Origin of the sequence: Streptomyces sp. NPDC001027 (assembly GCF_040299045.1) — a bacterium.
Taxonomy (GTDB): domain Bacteria; phylum Actinomycetota; class Actinomycetes; order Streptomycetales; family Streptomycetaceae; genus Streptomyces.
The window spans coordinates 1-23,273 of the sequence record NZ_JBEPBI010000125.1 but is presented as its reverse complement, the minus strand read 5'-3'; the positions used below and the strand labels follow the sequence as shown (position 1 = coordinate 23,273).

Here is a 23,273-nt window from a genome sequence, read left to right as displayed (position 1 = left end):
CAACCGGACTGCCCCGCAAGGGACTTCTCCAACTCACCGGTGACGGACCGTCACTAGAGTGCACACAGTCAACACCCCGGCGGGACCCGTGTCAGGCGGTCCCCGGACCGTCGGGGGAGCGGACGGACGGCCCGGGCCGCGGCTGACGCGTCCGGCGGCGCTCCGCACGGGGAGCGGGCACGCCGCCGGACTTCCTCGGCGGTGGTGGCCGACTGCCGCCCCTGGCCCGGGCGGCGGTGGGGAGCCGGTCACCTGGGGAAGGACGGTAGGCCGGTGATGACGTTTGGGTAACGCGATGTGCGGAAGTGACACGAGCGGACTGCCGGGTGACCGTAAGTGTCCTGCCCGCCCGGCCAGATACGGCGGGTTCGCGCGGCGCGCTGACCGAAGACGGGATTCCGGGATCGGCGAGGACGACGGGGTGCTATGCGCATATATGCAAGGTCGAAGCGGCAAGGGCCGAGGGCCGGGGGCGAGGGCCAGAGGGGCAGAGGGGCAGAGGGCGGGAGCCGGGGGGCGAGAAGCCCCGGGGGCGGCGTCGGGCGTCCTGTGCGGGGCTGATTAGCATCCGGCCTCATGGACGTACTCATCCACCTCTTCGTCGGCCTGCACGTCATCGGCATCGCCGCGCTGCTCGGCGGCTTCCTCACGCAGCTGAAGGCGATGGGCCGGGGCACGGCCCGCTTCGTCCCCGCCATGCTCCACGGCGCGGCGACGATGCTGGTCACGGGCGTGATCCTGGTCGGCCTCAACCAGGCGGACGATCACAGCGTCAACAACGTCAAGATCGGCGTGAAGCTGGCCCTGCTGATCGTGATCCTCGGGCTCGTCTATGTGAAGCGCGACGACGAGAAGGTGGAGAAGCCCCTGTTCGCCCTGGTGGGCCTGCTCACCGTGGCGAACGTCTTCATCGCGGTGCTCTGGACCTGACGCCGGCCCGCGCCGAGCCCACCGCTGCCGCGGCGACGACCAGCCACGCCGCCACGGCCACCCACAGCAGCGCCTCGCCCGGCCCCTCCAGCGAGGGGAGGTCGACGGCGGCAGCCACGGACAGCGTCGCCGCCGCGGTCATGCCCATGGGGAACACGGTCGCCCACCGGCGCTCGTCGTAGTGCGGCCGCGGCCACCGCACCTCGGCGACGAGCAGGACGGCGTACCAGGCGTAGTCGAGCACCAGCAGCGCGACGGTCAGCCCGCGCAGGACGTCGGTGTCGTCGGCGTTCCACAGGTACAGCCCACCGTCGTCGGCCATGAGGAGCTTCGCGCCCGCCAGCGCGGAGACGGCGAGCGCCCCTCCCGCCACCCACTGGTCACCCGCGCCCTCGGCCGGCTGCCGGAAGTCGAAGAGGCACAGGGCGACGACGTACAGCAGGAGACCGAGCCAGAACAGCACGAGCGCGGTGTGCGCGAGCCAGGCCGCCGCCTCGGCCTTCGCCAGGACCGCGCCGAGCACGGCGAGGCTCTGGGTCGCCACGCAGCCCAGGAACACCGCGCCGGGCATGCTCCGCGTCCACCGCCGCGCGACCGTCACGAGCAGCACCGGCCACAGGGCCGCGGCCAGCGCCAGCAGCGCCTCGGCGAGGGTCTGCCGGCCGCGCGCGAAGACCTGTGTGCCGAGCACGGACGTCGCCGCGACGGCGGTCAGCGCCCCGGGGGTGCCCGCGTCGGCCAGCCACCGCTCGCGCTCGCGCGCCAGCCGGACGGCGAAGTCCGCGGCGAGCGCGACCCAGGCGAGGACCGCCATCGCCAGCCAGACGCGGGACAGCGCCTCGTGCCCGGCCAGATGCAGACCGACGGACACGATGCCGGTCGCCATGACGGCGGCCCCGGACGCCGGTCGGCGGCGCGACCACCAGTCGTGGAACCGGGAGCGCGGGGAGGACGAGGCGGGCGGGGAGAAGCCGGGCATGCGGCCGATGCTAGGGAGCGCACCCGCGCGCGGTGAGCGGGCCACGCGCGCGTACCCGCGAAAACGCGCGGGTGCGCCATGCCCCCGCCTACCGACCGCAGCCCGTCCGACGGCCCGGCGTCACTTCAGGTGCCGGTCCAGGAACCGGCATCCGTCCTCCAGCTCGAAGGCCGGGGTGCCGGTGTGCCCGCCGAGGTTGGCGTGCAGCGTCTTCTCCTTGCTGCCGAAGGCGTCGAACAGGTCCAGGGCGCGCTGCCGGGGGTTCCCCTCGTCGTCCCACTGCAGCAGGAACAACAGCGGAACGGTGACCTGCCGGGCCTCCTCGCGCTGGGCGCGGGGCACATACCCCCCGGCGAAGAACCCGGCGGCCGCGACGCGCGGTTCGACCACCACCAGCCGGATGCCGAGAGCGGTCCACCCGCCCGAGTACCCGACCGGACCGGCGATCCCGGGCAGCTCGAGGAGGGCGTCCAGAGTCGCCTGCCATTCCGGGACCGCCTTCTCGACCAGCGGGCCGATGAGGGCCTCGAAGATCTCGTCGACCGGCTCACCCGCCTGCATCGCCCGCCGGAGGTCGGCGCGGGCCCGCTCGTCGGCGGCGGACCGGGGCCGGTCACCGCACCCGGCGGCGTCGATGGAGGCCACCGCGTAGCCGCGCGCCGCGGTGTAGCGGGCCCGGGCCACCAGCCGGGGGTCCGCCTTGGGCAGGCCGTTGTTGTGGGCCATCAGAATCAGCGGGACCGGTGCGGCGGACCCGGGCGTCCACAGGGCGCCGGGGATCTCGCCGAGGGTGAATTCGCGCTTGAGTACGCCGTCGTCGAGGCGCTGTTCGGAAGTGAATCGCATGGTCGTGCCTTTCGGGAATGCGCTGGAACGGCGCTCCCGGACGACCTATCGCCCGACCGTGACCCCGGAGGGGAGCACCCATGTCGATACAGCGTTCACGGGTACCACCTCCTCGTTCTCTCGCACGGCCTCGGGGAAATTAGCAGGGGCGGCCTCGGTCCGCCAACGGGATTTCCGTGCGGGACCGGCGGTCGGCGCCGGGCCGCGCCGCCGTGCTCCCCCGGCCCGGCCGGCGGCCTCAGGCCGGGCGGACCACGCCGTGGACGCCGGACCCGCCGTCGTGGTGGACCGACTCCTCGCGCACGTAGGCGCCGGGCTTCGGCGAGTGGATCATCATGCCGTGGCCGATGTAGACGCCGACGTGGCTGAGGTCGTCGTAACGGAAGACGAGGTCGCCGGGCTGGGCGTCGGCGAGGGGGACCGTGACGCCGGCGTCCGCCTGGGCGCGGGTGCTGCGGGGCAGGGTGACACCGGCGGCCTTCCAGGCGGCCTGCGTGAGGCCGGCGCAGTCGTAGGAGCCGGGTCCGGTCGCGCCCCACACGTAGGGCTTCCCGATCTGCGCGCGGGCGAAGGCGACGGCCTTCTCTGCCCTGGCGGCGTACGACGCGTCCGCGGCGGGGCCTGACGAGGACGCCGAACCGGTCGACCCCGCGGCCGGGGACACCGGGCCCGACGAGGCTGCGGCCGGGGACGCCGGGCCTGCCGACGATGACGATGACGATGGCGCCGACGTCGCCGATGTCGCGGCCGGGACCGCGGCCTGGGGGCCCGACGGTTGCGTGTCCGAAGGCACGCCGGCGCTCTCCTGCCGGGCGGTCGGCTGCGCGGTCTGCTGTGCTGCCTGCTGGGCCGCTGCCTGCTGCCGCGCGAGCTCCGCCGCCGCGCGCGCGGCCTCCTCCTGCTGCTGCTTCTCGATCGCCGCGAGGCGCGCCTGCTCCTGCGCCTCCAGCCCGGACAGCAGCTCGCGCGCGTGCACGAGCTTCTTCTGGACGGCGGCCTTGGCGATCCGCAGGCCGTGCTGCGGGTCGGTGAGCGCCGCGGTGCTCTCGGCGCGCTTCTGGCCTCTCTTCGTCGAAGCCGGCCGCTCGGCGACGCGCTCGTCGGGCGCGCCCTGCCGACGGTCCGTCAGCCGGTCCGCCAGCCGGTCCTTCAGCCGGTTCAGGGCGGCGTCCTGCGGGGTCTCCGGGCGGACGAAGGCCGCGGTGTCGGGCGCGGAGGCGGTGTCGCGCGCGGAGGCGCCGGTGCGGCTCTGCGCCGCGGCCTGTGCGCGGGATTCCGTACGCGCCTCGTCGGTCCTGCGGGAGCGCTGGGGGGCGACGGCGTCGAGGAAACCCTCCACGCGCGTGCGCTGCTTGGTCGTCTTCTCCGTGGCGGAGCTGGACTTCTCGGTGGCCGACTCCGCCCGGCGGTAGAGGTCGTCGACCTTCTTCTCGACCTCCTCCAGGCTCGGCCGGTCGTCGGCCGACGCGGCGGCGTTCGCCGACTGGGAGAGCAGGGCCACGGACGTGAGGGCCGCGGTGGCGAGGGCGGGGGGACGTATGCCCGCCACCCGCGAACCCGCGGGGCGTGGCCTGCCGTGCTGCGACGCCAAGGGAGGCGACTCCTTCCAAAAGCCCCGCCTGCCGGTCGGCGGTGGGTCCCTGAGGGGTCCGGGGCACTGGGGGAGGCGTTCGGGTGGGCGGAGGGCCGCCCTGCGGTCCTCTTCCGACGGATTCGGGCCCGTCCCCAGGTCTCGGCAGGTTCCCGGATCCACGCGGCGCGAGCGGGCGCCTCGGACTCGGCGGAGGCCGCTCGGTCCGGCGGGGGTCGCCGGCGGGGGGTCGTACGGCCTGTCCGCACGGTAGCCAACGCGTGTGGCCCGTGTGAAGGTTGATGGGTGATATGCCCGATACATTTTCGTGACCCGAGGGCGTGATCTCGCCCCCCGGCCGGATCGGTCGCGGTTGGTGACCGCGGGGGGCCGGAGGGTGAGTGCGGGGCGAGTTTCCGGGACGGCGGCCGGTTGTCGGTGGCGCCCCCTAAACTCGGAGAGCGATGAGCAGCCTCTTTGACGACAGCTTCCTGGCGGACCTCAAGGGCCCCCGTGCCCACGAGGAGGAGCCCCCGCCGCCCGAGGACGAGCACGGACCGGAGCCGGTCCCGGACGATCTGTTCGGCGGGAAGTTCGACGTGCCCCCGGACCGGGACGCGTACTACCGCGATGGCGCCCCCCGCCCGGCTCTCGACGCGGCGGCGCTCCTGGAAGGGCTGAACGACAACCAGCGTGCGGCGGTCGTGCACGCCGGCGCCCCGCTGCTCATCGTGGCCGGCGCCGGCTCGGGCAAGACGCGCGTGCTCACCCATCGCATCGCCCACCTCCTCGCCGAGCGGCATGTGCACCCGGGGCAGATCCTCGCGATCACCTTCACCAACAAGGCCGCGGGCGAGATGAAGGAGCGCGTCGAGCAGCTCGTCGGCCCGCGCGCGAACGCGATGTGGGTCATGACGTTCCACAGCGCGTGCGTGCGCATCCTGCGCCGGGAGAGCAAGAAGCTCGGCTTCACGTCGTCGTTCTCGATCTACGACGCCGCCGACTCCAAGCGCCTGATGGCCCTGGTCTGCCGCGACCTGGACCTCGACCCCAAGCGCTACCCGCCCAAGTCCTTCAGCGCCAAGATCAGCAACCTGAAGAACGAGCTGATCGACGAGGAGGACTTCGCGGCCCAGGCGGCTGGGGGCGCCTCCCAGGCCATCGGGTCTGGGGGAGGGTTCGAGAAGACCCTCGCCCAGGCCTACGCGATGTACCAGTCGCGGCTGCGCGAGGCGAACGCCCTCGACTTCGACGACCTGATCATGACGACGGTCAACCTGCTGCGCGCCTTCCCCGACGTCGCCGAGCACTACCGCCGCCGCTTCCGCCACGTCCTGGTCGACGAGTACCAGGACACCAACCACGCCCAGTACGCCCTGGTCAGGGAGCTGGTCGGCACGTCGGAACACCCCGTCGACGTCCCGCCGAGCGACCACGACGTGCCCCCCGCCGAGCTGTGCGTCGTCGGTGACGCCGACCAGTCGATCTACGCCTTCCGCGGTGCCACCATCCGCAACATCCTCCAGTTCGAGGAGGACTACCCGAGCGCGACGACGATCCTGCTCGAGCAGAACTACCGCTCGACGCAGACGATCCTGTCCGCCGCCAACGCGGTCATCGAGCGCAACGAGTCGCGCCGGCCCAAGAACCTGTGGACCAACGCGGGCGCGGGCGCGCGCATCACGGGCTACGTCGCCGACACCGAGCACGACGAGGCGCAGTTCGTCGCCGACGAGATAGACCGCCTCACGGACGCGGGCGACGCGAAGGCCGGCGATGTCGCGGTCTTCTACCGCACCAACGCCCAGTCCCGTGTCTTCGAGGAGATCTTCATCCGGGTCGGCCTGCCCTACAAGGTCGTCGGCGGGGTCCGCTTCTACGAGCGCAAGGAGGTCCGGGACGTCCTGGCCTATCTGCGCGTGCTGGCCAACCCGGAGGACTCGGTGCCGCTGCGCCGCATCCTCAACGTGCCGAAGCGGGGCATCGGCGACCGGGCCGAGGCGATGATCGACGCCCTCTCCCAGCGCGAGAAGATCAGCTTTCCGCAGGCCCTGAAGCGGGTCGACGAGGCCTACGGCATGGCCGCGCGGTCGACGAACGCCGTGAAGCGGTTCAACGTGCTCATGGAGGAGCTGCGCACGATCGTCGAGTCGGGCGCCGGTCCGGCGACCGTCCTGGAGGCGGTGCTCGAACGCACCGGCTACCTCGCCGAGTTGCAGGCGTCCACCGACCCCCAGGACGAGACCCGCATCGAGAACCTTCAGGAACTCGCCGCCGTGGCCCTGGAGTTCGAGCAGGAGACCGGCGAGGGCGAGGGCGCCGCACCGGCCGGGCTCTCCGACTTCCTGGAGCGGGTCGCGCTGGTCGCCGACTCCGACCAGATCCCCGACGAGGAGGAGGACGGCTCGGGCGTCATCACCCTGATGACCCTGCACACCGCCAAGGGCCTCGAGTTCCCGGTCGTCTTCCTGACGGGCATGGAGGACGGCGTCTTCCCGCACATGCGCGCCCTCGGCCAGACCAAGGAGCTGGAGGAGGAGCGCCGGCTCGCGTACGTGGGCATCACGCGCGCGCGGGAGCGGCTGTACCTCACCCGGTCGTCGCTGCGCAGCGCCTGGGGGCAGCCGTCGTACAACCCGCCCTCCCGGTTCCTGGAGGAGATCCCGCCGACGCATGTGGACTGGAAGCGGACGGGGGCGGTCTCGCCCGCGTCGTCCGGCGCGGTGTCCGGGGTGGCGGCGTCGCTGGCCTCGTCCCGCTCGCGTTCCTCGGCGGCGGGCGCGTCCGGATTCGCGACGCGTCGCACGGCGGGGGAGAAGCCCGTGGTCGCGCTGGCCGTCGGCGACCGGGTCACGCACGACCAGTTCGGGCTCGGCACGGTCGTCGGGGTGAAGGGCACCGGCTCCAACGCGGAGGCCACCGTCGACTTCGGCGACACCAAGCCGAAGCGGCTGCTGCTGCGGTACGCGCCGGTCGAGAAGCTCTGAGCCGTGTGCCGGGCGGCCGCCGCCCGGCACACGGGTGAGCCCCCGCTTCGGCGGCGGGGGCTCAGCGGCCGTCGGCGCGGACGCGGTCGGCGACGAGGCGGGTTCTCCCGCCGGAAGGCGGGGCCGGGAGAGCGCGGAGCGCGCTTACGTCGGGTTGAGTCCGTGGCTGCGCAGCCACGGCAGCGGGTCGATCGCCGAGCCGCCGGCCGGCCGGACCTCGAAGTGCAGGTGCGGGCCGGTGGAGTTGCCGGAGTTGCCCGAATAGGCGATCGGGTCGCCGGCCTTCACCGTCGTGCCGGAGGGGACGCGGTAGGTGGAGAGGTGGCAGTACCAGGTCTCCGTGCCGTCCTTCGCCGTCAGGATCAGCATGTTGCCGTAGGCGCTGTTCCACTGGGTGCGCACGGTGCCGTCGGTCGCGGCCATCACCGTCGTGCCGTACGAGACCGGGAAGTCGATGCCCGTGTGCTGCGACATCCAGTTGATGCCGGCCTGGCCGAAGTAGGCGCTGAGGCCGTGCTGCGCGACCGGGAGGGCGTACTTGGGGCGCAGCCGCTCCTTGCGGGCCGCCTCCGCCGCCGCCTTCTTCTTCTCGGCCTCCTGCTGCGCCTTGAGGTCGATGCGTTCCTGCGTGCGGCTGACCCGGTCGCCGAAGTCGTCGGCTCCGGCGCTGAGCGTCGCGAGCTGGTTGTCCAGCTTGGTGTTGGCGGCGGAGGGCTTCACCGGCTGGGCGTCCGAGGCGGACGTCGTGGTCTCCTTGCCGTCGCCGCCGGTCAGCGTGCCGATCGAGGCGGCGGCGATGCCGGCGACCCCCATCACGCAGACCGAGGGCACCGCCACCGTCAGCAGCGCGGAGCGCTTGGCGGGCATCCGGCGCCGGGAACGGTTCGCGTTGCGGGCGGCGGCCCGGCCGAGCGGCGCGGGGGCCGACTCCTCCTCCTCGTCGAGGAGCCCGAGCGGGGCGCCGTCCGCCGGCTCGCCTTCGGGGCCGCTCGCTTCGGGGCCGTCGGCGTCGTACGCGACCTGCTCGAAGGTGGCGGTGGCCAGCTGGTCGAACGGGACCTCGGCCTGCTGCTCGAAGTCGTCCGCGGTCTGCGCGGAGACGTCGGACGGCTCGCCGCCGGAGTTCCACTGCGTGGCGTCGTACGCGCCGGTGTCGAAGCTCTGCGTGCCCCATTCCCACTGCTGGGTCGCGTCGGCGGGGCCGCCGGGCTGGTCCGGCTGGAGCCATGCGCTCGTGTCCCAGTGGCCGGTGGCGTCGTGCGCCGTCGCCTGCTGCGGGACCGCGGACAGATGCTGGTGCTGTCCCGTCTGCCAGGCGGTCGCGTCGTACGCGCCGGAGTCGTGGACGGCGTGGTGCTGGGCCGCGTACCCGTCGTAGTGCAGGTTCTGGTGGGCGCCCGTGTCCATCGTCTGATGGCTGCCCGTGTCCGCGGACCCGTGGACGCCGGTGTGGTGCCACTGAGTGCCGTCGTACGTGCCGGTCGCGTGGTCGGCGCCGTCGCCCGCGAACCCGCTGAGCGCGTGCTCGGCGGTCGTGAAGTGGCCGGTGGCGTGCGTGCCGGCGTCGTAGCCGCCGGTCTCGTAGCCCTCATAGGCGGTGAAGTCGTCGTACGAGGCTTCCTGGGTGGCGTACGACGCGTAGTGCGCCGAAGCGGCGTCGGAAGCCGGGGCCGGGGAGGTCATGATTCCCGACGGGTGACGGTCATTCACCAACTTCTCTTTCGCCGACGACAGGGGCTGCCAGAGCAGTGCGGCGACTGTACCCGGCAGTACGCGGGCACGACAATGTTCTGCAGGTTTCGTGCCCGAAGGAAAGGGGCATTCGGCTCTGTTTCGGGGGACGACGGGCGCGGGCTTGGCCCTACGTTCGAATGCCGTTCGATGGCGAACGGGTGGCGGCGGGGTCGTCCGGGCGGCAAGGGGTCGTCGGGCGTCATCGGGCATGGCTGTGGCACGGCACGAGAAACGGCTGTTGGGCGGCGGTGTGCTCTCGTCGGCGAGCTGTCTCCGGACGGTAGTGGGGCGGTAGCGGGGCGCTGTCAGGCCACCGTGACGCCGGTCCGCCGGGCGCCGGAGCCGGCGGGCTCCTGTGAGGCGGGCGTGTCGAGGGCCTGCCGTATGCCGGTCGCGACGGCGGGGTGCACGGGCAGGGCGAGATGACCGATCCCCGTCACCCGGACGTTCTGCACCGACAGGTCGGGGTGGTCCACGCAGGCGGACTCCAGCGGGTCCATGAGGTGGTCCAGGTCGCTCCAGAAGCTGACGAACCGGGTGCGGCACCCCGGCGCGGGCCGGGAGAGCTCCTCGATCACCGCCGAGCCCGGGCGCATCTGCCGCACTATCGGGTGCGCGTTCGCCAGCGGCGCCACCCGGGTGCCCGAGTGCGGGGTGCCCAGCGTGACCAGCGTGCGGACGCGGACGTCACCGCCCAGCCGTTGGACGTAGTAGCGCGCGATCAGGCCGCCCAGGCTGTGCCCGACGACATCGACCTGCACGCTGCCGGTGCGCTCGCAGATCTCCTCTATGTGGCGGCCGAGCAGCTCGGCCGCCGTCCGTATGTCACAGGTCAGCGGCGAGTAGTTGAGCGACTCCACGCGATGCCTGCCGTGCTGCGCGAGGCTGCGGCGCAGCAGGACGAACACGGAGCGGTTGTCGATGAACCCGTGCAGCAGCACCACCGGCGGCGGCGCCTGCGTGGGCAGCCGGGCCGGATCCCCGGCGGCGGACCCCGCGGGCAGCGCGGGGCGCACCGGGCCGCGGCGCTCCTGTGCGATGCCCGACGGGTAGAGGAGCAGATGCCCCGCGAGGATCGCGAGGTCCAGGGCGGTCGCCTTGAGCAGGGTCAGGGACAGGCCGGCCAGTCGGCTCGGCAGACTCGTGAGGTCCGGCAGTCCCGGGATGCCCGGCAGGGCCGGCATGTCGGGGAGCAGACGCTGGCACAACGGTAGAAAGGGCTGCAGTGCCCGGGTGACCTTCATGGCCGACCTCCTGTCGGCACGCTGAGGACTTCTCTGTCCCCCGTGTGCCCTCGTGGAAGTCGCTGTCGAGGAGGTCGATCGGGCACGGCGGGGTGTGGAGCGGATGCGGCCCGTGGCTCGGGGTGCGTACGCCGTTGTGCGACGTTGCACCGTCGACGTGACGAGGATCCCTGCCGGTGTGGCGACAGGCTCCCCGCTGTCGTGCCTTACCTGCTCTACATGACCATCGTGCCTGTCGATGCGCCGCACCGCCACGCAGCGCGGGCTGCGACCCGACGGACGGCGACCTCGAAGCGGCTCCCTCTGCGCCTCGAACCCCCTGGGACAGGGTGCGAACGGTGCGCGGTGAACGTGTCCCTCCGTGTGATTTCCCCCTCGGTCAGCACCGCGAAACTGCCGGTTGCGGGATGCTGGCGATAACGTTCGTTCACTTCCCCCGGGCGGTGTGGCACGGGGTGTCCGTGGCCTCGAGGATGGACACAGTCGCTCGAGGACGGACGGAGTCGCTTCATGGAGGCAGTGATGGGTGTGGCAGCCGGTCCGATCCGCGTGGTGGTCGCCAAGCCGGGGCTCGACGGCCACGATCGCGGGGCCAAGGTGATCGCGCGGGCGCTGCGCGACGCCGGCATGGAGGTCATCTACACGGGGCTCCACCAGACGCCCGAGCAGATCGTCGACACCGCGATCCAGGAGGACGCCGACGCGATCGGTCTGTCCATCCTGTCCGGGGCGCACAACACGCTCTTCGCCGCGGTGATCGAGCTGCTGAAGGAGCGGGACGCGGCGGACATCCTGGTCTTCGGCGGCGGGATCATCCCCGAGGCGGACATCGCGCCGCTGAAGGAGAAGGGCGTCGCCGGGATCTTCACCCCCGGGGCGACCACCGCGTCCATCGTGGAGTGGGTCCGCGCCAACGTCCGGCAGTCCGCGCAGGCGTGAGCCCGTCGGGAGCGAGCCCTCGCGGGTGCAAGCCTTCGCGGGAGCGAGCCTGACGGGGACGGGCCCGCGCAGGCGCGGGCCGCTCAGTCGTCCCTGCCGCCGGGAGCCGGCGGTCCCAGTTCCTCCGCCATCAGCGCCCGCAGCCGAAGTGTTCTGCCCAGCCGCTGGAACGCCTCCGCCCAGTAGCCGCCCGCGCCCGGAGACGCGTCCTCCGGTTCGTCCGGCACCGCCAGGAGGGCGTCGAGCCGGGACGCTTCCGCGGGGTCGAGACAGCGCTCGGCGAGCCCCATGACGCCGCTGAAACTCCACGGGTAACTGCCCGCGTCCCGCGCGATGTTGAGCGCGTCGACGACGGCGCGGCCGAGCGGCGCGGCCCACGGCACGGAGCAGACGCCGAGCAGCTGGAACGCCTCCGACAGACCGTGCGCCGCGATGAACCCGGCCACCCAGGCCGCCCGCTCGGACGGCGGCAGCGTGCCCAGCAGCTTCGCCCGCTCGGCGAGGGACACCGCGCCCGGTCCGCCCGCGCCGGGCGACGACGGCGCGCCGAGCAGCGCCCGTGACCAGTCGGCGTCCCGCTGGCGGACGGCGGCACGGCACCAGGCCGCGTGCAGTTCGCTCATCCAGTCGTCGGCCACCGGAAGCGCCACGATCTGCTGCGGTGTGCGGCCGCCCAGCCGGGCCGGCCAGGCGGTGAGCGGGGCCGCCTCCAGCAACTGGCCGAGCCACCAGGACCGTTCGCCCCGGCCGGGCGGGGCGTGCGGCGACACGCCGTCGCGTTCCATGGCCGCGTCACACTCGTGCGGCGCCTCCACGAGGAGGGTCGGCGTGTCCCGGGTGTGGTCGACGGCCACGCACGTGCCGGCCCGGACCGCCATCCGCGCGGCGAGCGCCGACCCCGGCAGCGCCGAGAGCAGCTCCGCGGCCGTGGCCCGCACATTGCGGCTGCGGTCCGCCAGCGCCTGTTCCAGGAACGGCTCGTCGCGCGGGGCGAGCCCGGTGCGCAGCGAGTCGAGGAACATCAGCCGGTCCTCGGCGCGCTCCGTCGACCAGGTGGCCGCGAGCAGTTCCCGGGCCGCGTCGGGGTCGCGGGAGCGCAGGGACGCGAGCAGGGCGACCCGCTCGGCGAAGAGGCCCTCCTGCCAGAGGCGTCCGGCGGGCTCGGCCGCCGGGCCCGCGTGCGGCGCCGCGCCGCGGCCCGGCGCCGCACGCAGGGCGAACCGCCAGTCCGGGTTCAGCCGGGCCAGCCACAGGGCGCGCGGACCCGCGAACTCCAGAGCCGCGGGCCGCAGGTCGGTACGCGCGCGTGCCGCGTCGAGCAGCGCGGGGAGGGATTCGGTCGGTGCGGCGAATCCGCGCGCGTTGACCGCCGCCAGCCACTGGGGCAGCAGCTCCATGAGGTCCGGCGAGGCGCCTCGGCGGCCGCCCGCGCCGGGGCCGGGTCGGCCGGCCAGGAGCAGGGCGAGTCTGCGGGCCGCCGCGCCGGGCAGCGGCGGGCGGTCGTCCTCGGCGGCCGGTTCCGGGCGGGGCGCCGCACGGCCGGGGCGCAGGCCGGCGCGCCGGCGTACGGTCTGCGCGGCCGCCGCGTCCAGCAAGGCCGTCGGCGCGTCCCGGCCCGGGGCCGCTCCCGGGGGTGTGCGGCGGTCCGTGCCGAGAAGGGCCGCGGTGATCAGCTCGTCCCAGGCCGGGGACGGGGGCGGGGTCGGGGGCGGGGGCGGGAATGCGGGCGTGTTCACGGGACTCCCTTCTGCCGAGGCTGCCGAGGCTGCCGACCCTGCCGAGGCTGCCGACCCTGCCGAGGCTGTCGGCTCTGCGCCCACCGGCTCGGTCAGCGCTGCCGACGAGGTGTTCAGCACAGCTGCACCGCCTCTCCCGGGCCGGCCGGCCAGGCCGTCAGCGGCGTGAAGCCACGGTGGCCGCACTCTCCGAAGACCCGGACGGGCGCGCCGCCGGAGAGGGCCGCCAGACGCCACAGACCGGGACGGGCGAGCGCGGTGGAGGTGAGCGGCAGAGCCGTGCCGCCGTGCGCGTCCGCCAGTTGCCACGCGTCGCCGTCCGGCGTCGGGACGACGTCGGTCAGGGTCACCGGGATCGACTCCTGCCAGGGGTCGCGGCGCAGGGCCTCGCCGTAGCGGGCGGCCGCCTCGCGGGTGGACACGCCCGGAGGTCTGGCGCCGGTCGGGGCAGCCGGTGCGAACTGCTCGCCCAGAGCCGCCCGTTGCTGTCGCGCGCCGGGATACGCGGACAGCTCGGCGTCCAGTGCGAGCCCCACGGGCAGCATGAGCTCGGGAGCGCGGCCGGCGGCTCCGTAGGAGAGGACGAGCGCTGTTCGGCCCGTGGCGGTCCCGTACAGCCAGATCCGGCGGGTCGTCAGTTTCGGGTCGGGCGTGTCGTACTGGGCGAGCACCAGCCACTGGTCGCGGACCGGCGGGCCGTCCGCGGACGCGGGCAGGCCGACGCGACTGCGTACCGTCGCCGCGAGGTCCGCCGGCAGCCGCTCGCGGTGCAGCCAGCCCCGGTCGAGGAGGTGCAGCAGCGCGCACTCCTCCAGCAGCCGCACGGGCCAGCCCGGACCGGACGCGGGAATGGCTCCCAACTCCCGTACCCGAGCCGCCAGTCCGGGCGCCTGCGCGTCGACCATGCGGGCCGCCGTCTCCTCCCACAGCCCGTAACCGGCCTGTTCGGCGCCGGCCAGGCCGGAGCGCAGGAGATCGGCGAGCCGCTCCTCGAGCTCCGTCACCCCGCCCGTGACGCGCTCGGCGCGCCGCTCCGCCCGCCGCCGCGCCCCTTCCGCGTCGACGGGACCCGACGCGGAACCCTCCGCTCCCGGCGGCCGTTTCTCCCGCGTGCGCCGGCGCGCCGCGACCCACTGCTCGGCCCACTCCGGCTCCCGCCCCGTCGGCACCGCGTCCTCTCCGCCCGACCAGAGCAGCAGCAGCCCGAGGGCGTGCTTGCACGGGAACTTGCGGCTCGGACAACTGCACGTGTACGCCGGACCCGAGCCGCCGACCGCGTGCGCGACGTCGACGGCCGTCCGGTACGGGCTGCCGGCGCCGCCGCGGCACAGGCCCCACACCATGCCCTCCCGCGAGCTGCCCGTCCCCGACCACGGGGCGGGCGCGGCGAGTTTGCTTCCCGCTTTGCGTGACGCGGAGTCAGGCGCCAGTGCCAGCACCTGGTCCGCGGTCCAGCGCACCCCCTGCTCAGTCATGCCACCGACGGTAGATCCTCCCACTGACAATCGGCCCGCCGAGCCTCGGACGCATCCGTCCGGGACGGCGTTTGCGCAGGTCGGATCGCATTGTCAGTGCCGTGGTGCACGGTGGACACCAGATCCGAACCGGCCGAGATGGAGGGGGCCTCAGCCATGTCTGTGTCCGTAGATCCGACGTCCGTCGAACCGCGTGCGAACAGGCCGGCCGATGCGTTGCGCCCGCATGCCGAGGAGGCCTTCGCGGGCGAACTCGCCGCGCTGGCCGCGCAGGACGACCGGCCGCGTCCGGCCCGCTGGAATCTGTCGCCGTGGGCCGTGGCCACGTATCTCCTCGGCGGCGTCCTGCCCGACGGCACGGTGATCTCGCCCAAGTACGTGGGGCCGCGCCGCCTCGTCGAAGTAGCCGTCACCACCCTCGCCACCGACCGCGCCCTGCTGCTGCTCGGCGTCCCGGGAACCGCGAAGACATGGGTCTCCGAGCACCTCGCCGCCGCGGTCAGCGGCGACTCGACGCTGCTCGTGCAGGGCACCGCGGGCACCCCGGAGGAGGCGATGCGCTACGGCTGGAACTACGCGCAGCTGCTCGCGCACGGGCCGAGCCGGGAGGCGCTGGTGCCCAGTCCCGTCATGCGGGCCATGGCGGAGGGGGCGACGGTCCGGGTGGAGGAGCTGACCCGTATACCGGCCGACGTGCAGGACACGCTGATCACCGTCCTCTCCGAGAAGACGCTGCCGATACCCGAGTTGGGGCAGGAGGTGCAGGCCGTCCGGGGCTTCAACCTCATCGCCACGGCCAACGACCGCGACCGCGGCGTCAACGAACTGTCCAGCGCGCTGCGCCGACGCTTCAACACGGTGGTGCTGCCGCTGCCCGAGAGCGTCGAGGCCGAGGTGGACATCGTCGCGCGGCGCGTCGACCAGATCGGCCGCTCGCTGGACCTGCCGGCCGCGCCGGAGGGCATGGACGAGATCCGCCGGGTGGTGACGGTGTTCCGCGAGCTGCGCGACGGCGTCACCTCCGACGGCCGGACGAGGGTGAAGTCGCCGAGCGGCACGCTGTCCACCGCGGAGGCCATCTCCGTCGTGACGAGCGGTCTGGCGCTGGCCGCGCACTTCGGTGACGGCGTGCTGCGGCCGGGGGACGTGGCCGCGGGCATCCTCGGCGCGGTCGTCCGTGATCCGGCGGCCGACCGGGTCGTCTGGCAGGAGTACCTGGAGGCGGTCGTGCGGGAACGCGTCGGCTGGACCGACTTCTACCGCGCCTGCCGGGAGGTGAGCGCGTGAGCGGGGACCACGGGAGCAGGTCCGGCGCCACCAGGAGGAGGACCGAGGGGAGCGGCCGGGGCAACCGGAGCCGCGAAAACCACGTCAACGAGATGACCTGGTCGCTCGCGCACGCAACGGGGAGGGAGAGGGTGACGGTGAACGACGACACGAAGTGGCCCCGCAGGTGAAGGGTGACCACGGCACGGCCGACGTCGACGGGGCCGGCGGCCGGGCCGCGGGACGGCCGTTGCTGCTCGGGGTGCGTCACCACGGGCCGGGGTCGGCGCGGGCGGTGCGGGCGGCCCTGGAGGCCGCCCGGCCCCTGGCCGTCCTGATAGAGGGACCGTCCGAGGCCGATGCGCTGATCCCGCTCGCCGCCGACGAGGACATGCGGCCGCCGGTCGCCCTGCTCGCACACGCCGTCGACGAACCCGGCCGATCGTCCTTCTGGCCGATGGCCGAGTTCTCGCCGGAGTGGGTCGCGCTGCGCTGGGCGCTGGACCACGCAGTCCCCGTCCGCTTCATCGACCTCCCGGCCGCGCACTCGCTGGCCTGGGAGAGCACACCGCGGACGAAGGAAGAGGAGCGGGACGGGCGACGGGACGAGGAGGGGAGCGACGGGGGAACGGGGGACGACAGGGGAGAGGGGGCAGAGAGGACAGAGGGGCGTGCGGGGGCGGAGGGGAGCCGCGCGCGGCTGCGGGGTGATCCTCTCGCCGTGCTGGCCGAGGCCGCGGGGCACGACGACGCCGAGCGCTGGTGGGAGGACGTCGTCGAGCACCGGACCGCGGGGGCGCGGGACCCGTTCGCGCCGTTCGCCGCGATCGAGGAGGCCATGGAGGCGCTGCGCGAGGCCGACGACACCGGGCCGGGCCCGAGCGGAGCCGACCGGGATCTCGTGCGCGAGGCCTGTATGCGCGGCCACCTGCGGTCCGCGCAGCGGGAGTTCGGGCCGGAAAGGGTGGCCGTGGTCTGCGGGGCGTGGCATGTGCCCGCGCTGCGCCGCAAGGTCGCCGTCGCCGCCGACCGGGCGCTGCTCAAGGGGCTGCCCAAGGTCCGGGCCGATCTGACCTGGGTGCCGTGGACGCACCGCCGGCTCGCCCGGGCCGGCGGGTACGGCGCGGGCATCGACGCGCCGGGCTGGTACGCCCACCTGTTCGGCGCGCCCGACCGGCCCGTCGAACGCTGGCTCACGAAGGCGGCGGCTCTGCTGCGCGAGGAGGACCACTTCGTGTCCCCGGCGCATGTCATCGAGGCGGTCCGGCTGGCCGAGGCGCTCGCCGCGTTGCGCGGCCGGCCGCTGCCGGGACTGAGCGAGACCGCCGACGCCGCGCGGGCGGTGCTGTGCGAAGGCTCGGACGTCCCGCTGGCGCTCGTGCAAGACCGGCTGGTGATCGGGGACGTGCTCGGCGAGGTGCCGGCGGGCGCGCCCGCGGTGCCGCTGCAGCGCGACCTGGACCGGCAGCAGCGACGACTGCGGCTCAGACCGGAGGCGGCGGAGCGGGAGTTGGCGCTCGACCTGCGCAAGGAGAACGACGCCGAGCGCAGCAGACTGCTGCACCGGCTGCGTCTGCTGCACGTCGCATGGGGCGAGCCGGCTGCCTCACGCGGCAGCACGGGGACGTTCCGGGAGACCTGGCGGCTGCGGTGGGAGCCGGAGCTGTCGGTGCGGGTCGCCGAGGCCGGCGTGTGGGGGACGACGGTGACGGCCTCCGCCAGCGCGAAGGCGGCGGCGGACGCCGTCGCCGCGCACGGCCTCGCCGAGGTGACGGCGCTGGCCGAGCACTGTCTCCTGGCCGGTCTGCCGGACGCGCTGCCGACCGTCATGCGGGTCCTCGCCGACCGGGCGGCCCTCGACGCGGATGTCGGGCATCTCGCGGAGGCGCTGCCCGCCCTGGTCCGCGCCCTGCGCTACGGGGACGTGCGCGGCACCGACGCCGGCGCGCTCACGGAGGTCGCCGCGGGCCTCGCCGAGCGGATCTTCGTGGGTCTGCCGCCGGCCTGTGTCTCGCTGGACCCGGACGCGGCGGACTCGATGCGGCGTCATGTCGACGCGGTGCACGGTGCGGTGGCGATGCTCGACGACGTCGGCGCGGCGGACGAGGGGGAGGCCTCCGGCACGGGCCGGCGCGTCCGCTGGCGTGCGGTGCTGCGGACGTTGGCCGGGCGGGACAGTGTGCCCGGCGTCATCCGGGGGCGTGCCGCACGGCTGCTGCTGGACGACGGCGAGCTGGATCCGGAGGCGGCGGCGCGGCTCATGGGGCTCGCCCTCTCGCCGGGGACGCCGCCGGGCGACGCGGCCGCCTGGATCGAGGGCTTCGTCGGCGGAGGCGCCGGGGGCGGGCTGCTCCTCGTGCACGACGAACGGCTGCTCGCCCTGGTCGACGGGTGGCTGACGACGGTGACGGCGGAGGCGTTCACGGACGTACTGCCGCTGCTGCGGCGCACGTTCTCGGCGTACGAGCCGGGGGTGCGCAGAACGCTCGGCGAGCTGGTGCGGCGCGGTCCGGGGGAGCGGTCGGGCGGGCCGGGCGCCGAGGCCACGACGCCCGGATTCGCGGCAGCCCTCGACGCGCGGCGCGCGGACGCCGTCCTGCCGGTGGTGCGTCTGCTGCTCGGGCTGGACCCGGGCGGGACGGAGGAGACGGGCGGCGAGAAGGACGAGAAGGACGAGCCGGAGGAGCCGGAGGAGCCGGAGGAGAGGGAGAGCGCAGACGAGTCGGAGGGTGCGGGCGAAGCCGGCGGCGCCGGCACGGCACGTGGGTCGGGGGACGCCGAGTACTCGGAGGTGGGCGCATGACGACGACCGGTCCGAGGACGCGCGTCACGGAGGCGAGGGGCACGGAGGCGGACGCCATGGCGGCGAGAGGCACGGACGGGAGCGACGCGGGCCGGAGCGACACGGACAGGGCGACGGGGGCGGACGCCGGGCAGGAGCGGCTGAGGCGCTGGCGGCTGGTGCTCGGGGGCGACGCGGCCGACGGCACGGGCCACGGCCTGTCCGGCCGGGACGCCGCCATGGACGGGGCGCTCGCCGCGCTCTACGGAGCGCCGGAGGGTCCGCGCACGGGGCGGGAGCGTTCGGGAGGGCTGGGGGCCTCGGCGCCGTCCGTGGCGCGCTGGCTCGGGGACATCAGGACGTACTTCCCGTCCTCTGTGGTGCAGGTCATGCAGCGCGACGCCGTCGACCGGCTCGGACTGTCCGCCCTCCTTCTGGAGCCGGAGATGCTGGAGGCGGTCGAGGCCGACGTGCATCTCGTCGGCACCCTGCTCTCCCTCCACCAGGCGATGCCGGAGACCACGAAGGAGACGGCGCGTGCCGTCGTCCGCAAGGTCGTCGAGGACCTCGAGAAGCGGTTCGCCGCCCGCACCCGGGCCGCCCTCACCGGCGCGCTCGACCGAGGCGCGCGGCTGCACCGCCCGCGCCACCGCGACATCGACTGGAACCGCACGATCGCCGCCAACCTCAAGCACTACCAGCCCGAGTACGGGACGGTCGTACCGGAGCGCCTCGTCGGGTACGGCAGGGCCTCGCAGTCGCTGCGCAAGGAGGTGATCCTCTGCATCGACCAGTCGGGTTCGATGGCGTCGTCGGTGGTGTACGCGTCGGTGTTCGGGGCGGTGCTGGCGTCGATGCGGTCGCTCAGCACCCGGCTCGTCGTCTTCGACACGGCGGTCGCCGACCTCACCGACCGGCTCGACGACCCCGTGGACGTCATGTTCGGCACCCGGCTCGGCGGCGGCACGGACATCAACCGGGCGCTGGCCTACTGCCAGTCGCAGATCACCCGGCCCGCCGAGACGGTGGTGGTGCTCGTCAGCGACCTGTACGAGGGAGGCATACGCCACGAGATGCTCAAACGGGTCGCGGCGATGAAGGCGTCGGGCGTGCAGTTCGTCGCGTTGCTCGCCCTGTCCGACGAGGGAGCGCCGGCCTACGACCGGGAGCACGCGGCAGCGCTCGCCGCGCTGGGGGCGCCGGCGTTCGCCTGCACGCCCGATCTGTTCCCGGAGGTCATGGCCGCGGCCCTGGAGAAACGGGCGCTGCCGGTACCGGACGGGGGGTGAGCGGAGGGACGGCAACGGCAGGATTACCCATCGGTAACAGGGGCTTGCGCGACGGCGGGACCCGCGTGCAAGGATTCGGGACACGTTGCCGCCGCCCACGGGAGGAACGTCCCCTCTTGGCCTCGTCCGCCGTTCCGCCCGCTGCCGCTGCCGCTGCCGCTGCCGCTGCCGCTGCCGCTCCGCGGGCCGCGCGCTCGGGGCAGGCGCGGCGCGCACTGCACCTCGCGCTGCTGGTGGGCGGATTGTTCGCGCTCGGACTCCTCGGCGGGGAGCAGGCGCAAGCGGCGGACGGCGTGCCGCCCGCGCGGGCCGGGTCGCGAGCCCTCTCGTCGCCGCCCGGTCCGTCCGTCGTGCCGGACCTCGCCGCACGCCCCCGTGGTCGCGACGTCCCCGCGTTCCGCCCCGTCCGGGCCGTGCCCGCCCTCCCGGCGCCTGCGTCCCTCCCGAAGCCCCACACGCACCACACCCACCCCGAGCCCGACACCCACCCCGCGCACCACACCCACCCCGAGCACCCCACCCACCCCGCGCAGCCCACGCGGGCGGCCGCTGGGGCGGTGGAGGCGGACGGGCAGGGACCGGGTTCCGCCGCCGACGGTGTGTCCGCCGCCGACGGCGTGCACGCCGTCCTGCCGTCGCAGCACCGCACGCCGCTGTGGCAGGCGTCCGGCCCCGCCCCGCGCGGCGACGCCGCCGGGACGCGGGACGGTCGCCGGGACGTCCCCGTCTTCCCCGGCTGAGTCCCGGCAGCCTGCGGCCCACCTCCGGAGGTTCCGCCCGCGGAGCTCCGGCCCCCGGGGGACTCGCTCGCTCCGCAGCTCGGATCCCATGACTTCGTGAGGCGACGGACCACGGACGGCCGAAAGCCGTCGGCCGGTTCGTCCGGGGCCTCACGGATGGGGGCGGGTGGTTCCCATTGGGGTGGGGACCACCGGCCCCGAGCCCCTGAGGGGCTGTTCAGGGGGCCTCACCGGGTCTACCCCAACCCGGTGAGGTCCTTCCTCCCCATCTCACATCCGGCACGGGGTGCCAGTGATCTCGGCATCATGTGACAGGTATCACCGCTCAGGTGTGACCCTCGATTTAGGGGCCTCCTGCAAGCAGCGATAACCTGCGAGACGGACATGCCGCGCGCTCGGACACCGTGTGCGCCTCCCTTGTGACTGACAGACGAAGCGGACGTCACGTTGCCCTCGCGGCACGCCCACGCAGACAACGAACCGCGAGATCACTGATAGGGACGGAAGCGCGTGGACCTGTTCGAGTACCAGGCGAGGGACCTCTTCGCCAAGCACGATGTACCGGTGCTGGCCGGTGAAGTCATCGACACGCCTGAGGCGGCCCGCGCAGCCACCGAGCGTCTCGGTGGCAAGTCCGTCGTCAAGGCCCAGGTGAAGGTCGGTGGCCGCGGCAAGGCCGGCGGCGTCAAGCTGGCGGCGACCCCGGACGAGGCCGTCGCCCGTGCGACGGACATCCTCGGCATGGACATCAAGGGCCACACGGTCCACAAGGTGATGATCGCCGAGACGGCCCCGGAGATCCTGGAGGAGTACTACGTCTCCTTCCTCCTGGACCGTGCGAACCGCACCTTCCTCTCCATCGCGTCCGTCGAGGGCGGCATGGAGATCGAGGAGGTGGCGGAGACCCGCCCCGAGGCCGTCGCCAAGACGCCGATCGACGCCAACGTCGGCGTGACCCCCGAGGTCGCCCGCCAGATCGTCGAGGCCGCGAACTTCCCGGCCGAGGTCGCCGACAAGGTCGAGAACGTCCTCGTCACCCTGTGGAAGACCTTCGTCGAGGAGGACGCCCTTCTCGTCGAGGTGAACCCGCTGGCCAAGGTCGCCTCCGGTGACGTCATCGCCCTCGACGGCAAGGTCTCGCTGGACGAGAACGCCGAGTTCCGCCAGCCGGACCACGAGGCCCTCCAGGACAAGGACTCGGCGAACCCGCTCGAGGCCGCGGCCAAGGAGAAGAACCTCAACTACGTCAAGCTCGACGGCGAGGTCGGCATCATCGGCAACGGCGCGGGTCTCGTCATGAGCACCCTGGACGTCGTCGCGTACGCCGGTGAGGCGCACGGCGGCGTCAAGCCCGCCAACTTCCTCGACATCGGCGGCGGCGCGTCCGCGGCCGTCATGGCGAACGGCCTGGAGATCATCCTGGGCGACCCGGACGTCAAGTCCGTGTTCGTCAACGTCTTCGGCGGCATCACCGCCTGCGACGAGGTCGCCAACGGCATCGTCCAGGCGCTGAAGCTCCTGGAGGACCGCGGCGAGGAAGTCACCAAGCCGCTCGTCGTCCGTCTGGACGGCAACAACGCCGAGCTGGGTCGTCAGATCCTCTCCGACGCCAACCACCCGCTGGTCCAGCGCGTGGACACCATGGACGGCGCGGCCGACAAGGCCGCCGAGCTCGCGGCTGCGAAGTAAGGGAAGAGGGACAGAACAGCCATGGCTATCTTCCTGAACAAGGACAGCAAGGTCATCGTCCAGGGCATGACCGGTGCCACGGGCATGAAGCACACCAAGCTCATGCTGGCGGACGGCACCAACATCGTCGGCGGCGTGAACCCGCGCAAGGCGGGCACCTCCGTCGACTTCGACGGCACCGAGATCCCGGTCTTCGGCACGGTCGCCGAGGCGATGGAGAAGACGGGCGCCAACGTGTCCGTCCTCTTCGTGCCGCCGGCCTTCGCCAAGGCCGCCGTCGTCGAGGCGATCGACGCCGAGATCCCGCTCGCGGTCGTCATCACCGAGGGCATCGCCGTCCACGACTCGGCCGCGTTCTACGCGTACGCCGTGTCCAAGGGCGACAAGACCCGGATCATCGGCCCGAACTGCCCCGGTCTCATCACGCCGGGCCAGTCGAACGCCGGCATCATCCCGGGCGACATCACGAAGCCGGGCCGCATCGGTCTGGTCTCGAAGTCCGGCACGCTGACGTACCAGATGATGTACGAGCTGCGCGACATCGGCTTCTCGTCCGCGGTCGGCATCGGCGGCGACCCGGTCATCGGCACCACGCACATCGACGCGCTCGCCGCGTTCGAGGCCGACCCCGACACCGACCTGATCGTCATGATCGGTGAGATCGGCGGCGACGCCGAGGAGCGGGCCGCGGCCTTCATCAAGGACAACGTGAAGAAGCCGGTCGTCGGCTACGTCGCGGGCTTCACCGCGCCCGAGGGCAAGACCATGGGCCACGCCGGCGCCATCGTCTCCGGCTCCTCCGGCACGGCCGCCGCGAAGAAGGAGGCCCTCGAGGCCGCCGGCGTCAAGGTCGGCAAGACGCCGACCGAGACGGCGAAGCTCGCGCGCGAGATCCTCGCGGCCGGCTGAGTCGTCCGACCGCGTCACCCGGCTGACGCGTCCGGCCGAGCCTTCGGCAGGGACGCGGCGGCCCAACGTCGGCGGGCCAGACGGAAGATCACACGTCTGAACACCACTCACGCAAAAACAAAACACGTTATCCGAACAGAAAGTTAAAATCTCGCGGG

At 73.6% G+C, this 23,273-nt stretch carries 16 protein-coding genes; 9 read left to right on the top strand and 7 right to left on the bottom strand.

The genetic code is table 11. From position 1 onward, the window contains the following. Positions 1–576: 576 nt before the first annotated feature. Positions 577–930 carry a hypothetical protein gene (locus ABT300_RS27830; RefSeq protein WP_351681079.1) on the top strand — a complete coding sequence of 118 codons (354 nt, stop codon included), beginning with the start codon at positions 577–579 and terminating at the stop codon, positions 928–930. On the opposite strand, the gene ABT300_RS27825 is transcribed toward ABT300_RS27830, so the two are convergent. The 3 genes from ABT300_RS27825 to ABT300_RS27815 all read right to left on the bottom strand — a co-directional run bounded on the left by ABT300_RS27825 (position 908) and on the right by ABT300_RS27815 (position 4,346). Further along, on the bottom strand, positions 908–1,909 hold the full coding sequence (locus ABT300_RS27825; protein ID WP_351681076.1) for a tellurite resistance/C4-dicarboxylate transporter family protein: 1,002 nt from the start codon (positions 1,907–1,909) through the stop codon (positions 908–910). The two genes, ABT300_RS27830 and ABT300_RS27825, sit on opposite strands and share 23 nt — an antisense overlap. 120 nt (positions 1,910–2,029) lie before the next feature. Further along, positions 2,030–2,755 carry a dienelactone hydrolase family protein gene (locus tag ABT300_RS27820; protein ID WP_351681073.1) on the bottom strand — a complete coding sequence of 242 codons (726 nt, stop codon included), beginning with the start codon at positions 2,753–2,755 and terminating at the stop codon, positions 2,030–2,032. A gap of 238 nt (positions 2,756–2,993) precedes the next feature. Beyond that, positions 2,994–4,346: a C40 family peptidase gene (locus ABT300_RS27815; protein WP_351681071.1), complete on the bottom strand. Its 1,353-nt coding sequence runs from the start codon at positions 4,344–4,346 to the stop codon at positions 2,994–2,996. Between the two features lie 443 nt (positions 4,347–4,789). Here ABT300_RS27815 and pcrA point away from each other — a divergent pair, with 443 nt between their 5' ends. Next, complete coding sequence (gene pcrA / locus ABT300_RS27810; protein ID WP_351681069.1) at positions 4,790–7,312, top strand: DNA helicase PcrA; 2,523 nt, start codon at positions 4,790–4,792, stop codon at positions 7,310–7,312. Between the two features lie 144 nt (positions 7,313–7,456). On the opposite strand, the gene ABT300_RS27805 is transcribed toward pcrA, so the two are convergent. Both ABT300_RS27805 and ABT300_RS27800 read right to left on the bottom strand, forming a co-directional pair. Next, complete coding sequence (locus tag ABT300_RS27805) at positions 7,457–9,022, bottom strand: M23 family metallopeptidase (RefSeq protein ID WP_351681066.1); 1,566 nt, start codon at positions 9,020–9,022, stop codon at positions 7,457–7,459. Between the two features lie 329 nt (positions 9,023–9,351). Further along, on the bottom strand, positions 9,352–10,290 hold the full coding sequence (locus tag ABT300_RS27800) for an esterase/lipase family protein (RefSeq protein ID WP_351681063.1): 939 nt from the start codon (positions 10,288–10,290) through the stop codon (positions 9,352–9,354). A gap of 522 nt (positions 10,291–10,812) precedes the next feature. On the opposite strand from ABT300_RS27800, the gene icmB reads away from it, so the two are divergent. After that, entirely contained in the window at positions 10,813–11,229 is a 417-nt protein-coding gene (gene icmB, locus ABT300_RS27795; protein ID WP_057584774.1) for a coenzyme B12-dependent isobutyryl CoA mutase small subunit, read from the top strand. Between the two features lie 83 nt (positions 11,230–11,312). Here the strand turns inward: icmB and ABT300_RS27790 are convergent, their stop codons facing one another. Next, positions 11,313–12,965: a DUF5691 domain-containing protein gene (locus ABT300_RS27790; RefSeq protein WP_351681060.1), complete on the bottom strand. Its 1,653-nt coding sequence runs from the start codon at positions 12,963–12,965 to the stop codon at positions 11,313–11,315. 113 nt (positions 12,966–13,078) lie between these two features. Beyond that, positions 13,079–14,440, bottom strand: coding sequence for an SWIM zinc finger family protein (locus ABT300_RS27785; RefSeq protein WP_351681058.1), 1,362 nt, complete (start codon positions 14,438–14,440; stop codon positions 13,079–13,081). A gap of 156 nt (positions 14,441–14,596) precedes the next feature. On the opposite strand from ABT300_RS27785, the gene ABT300_RS27780 reads away from it, so the two are divergent. From ABT300_RS27780 to sucD, 6 genes are all read left to right on the top strand, one after another. Continuing rightward, positions 14,597–15,727, top strand: a complete 1,131-nt coding sequence (locus ABT300_RS27780; protein WP_351681055.1) for an ATP-binding protein — start codon at positions 14,597–14,599, stop codon at positions 15,725–15,727. 166 nt (positions 15,728–15,893) lie between these two features. Then, entirely contained in the window at positions 15,894–18,509 is a 2,616-nt protein-coding gene (locus ABT300_RS27775) for a DUF5682 family protein (RefSeq protein WP_351681053.1), read from the top strand. Beyond that, on the top strand, positions 18,506–19,777 hold the full coding sequence (locus tag ABT300_RS27770; RefSeq protein WP_502978005.1) for a VWA domain-containing protein: 1,272 nt from the start codon (positions 18,506–18,508) through the stop codon (positions 19,775–19,777). The genes ABT300_RS27775 and ABT300_RS27770 overlap by 4 nt, the downstream gene beginning before the upstream one ends. A gap of 116 nt (positions 19,778–19,893) precedes the next feature. Next, positions 19,894–20,517 (top strand): hypothetical protein, encoded by a 624-nt coding sequence (locus ABT300_RS27765; RefSeq protein ID WP_351681050.1) that lies wholly within the window; start codon positions 19,894–19,896, stop codon positions 20,515–20,517. 510 nt (positions 20,518–21,027) lie between these two features. Beyond that, positions 21,028–22,206: an ADP-forming succinate--CoA ligase subunit beta gene (gene sucC / locus ABT300_RS27760; RefSeq protein WP_319279707.1), complete on the top strand. Its 1,179-nt coding sequence runs from the start codon at positions 21,028–21,030 to the stop codon at positions 22,204–22,206. 21 nt (positions 22,207–22,227) lie between these two features. Further along, positions 22,228–23,115 carry a succinate--CoA ligase subunit alpha gene (gene sucD, locus ABT300_RS27755; RefSeq protein ID WP_351681046.1) on the top strand — a complete coding sequence of 296 codons (888 nt, stop codon included), beginning with the start codon at positions 22,228–22,230 and terminating at the stop codon, positions 23,113–23,115. Positions 23,116–23,273: the final 158 nt, after the last annotated feature.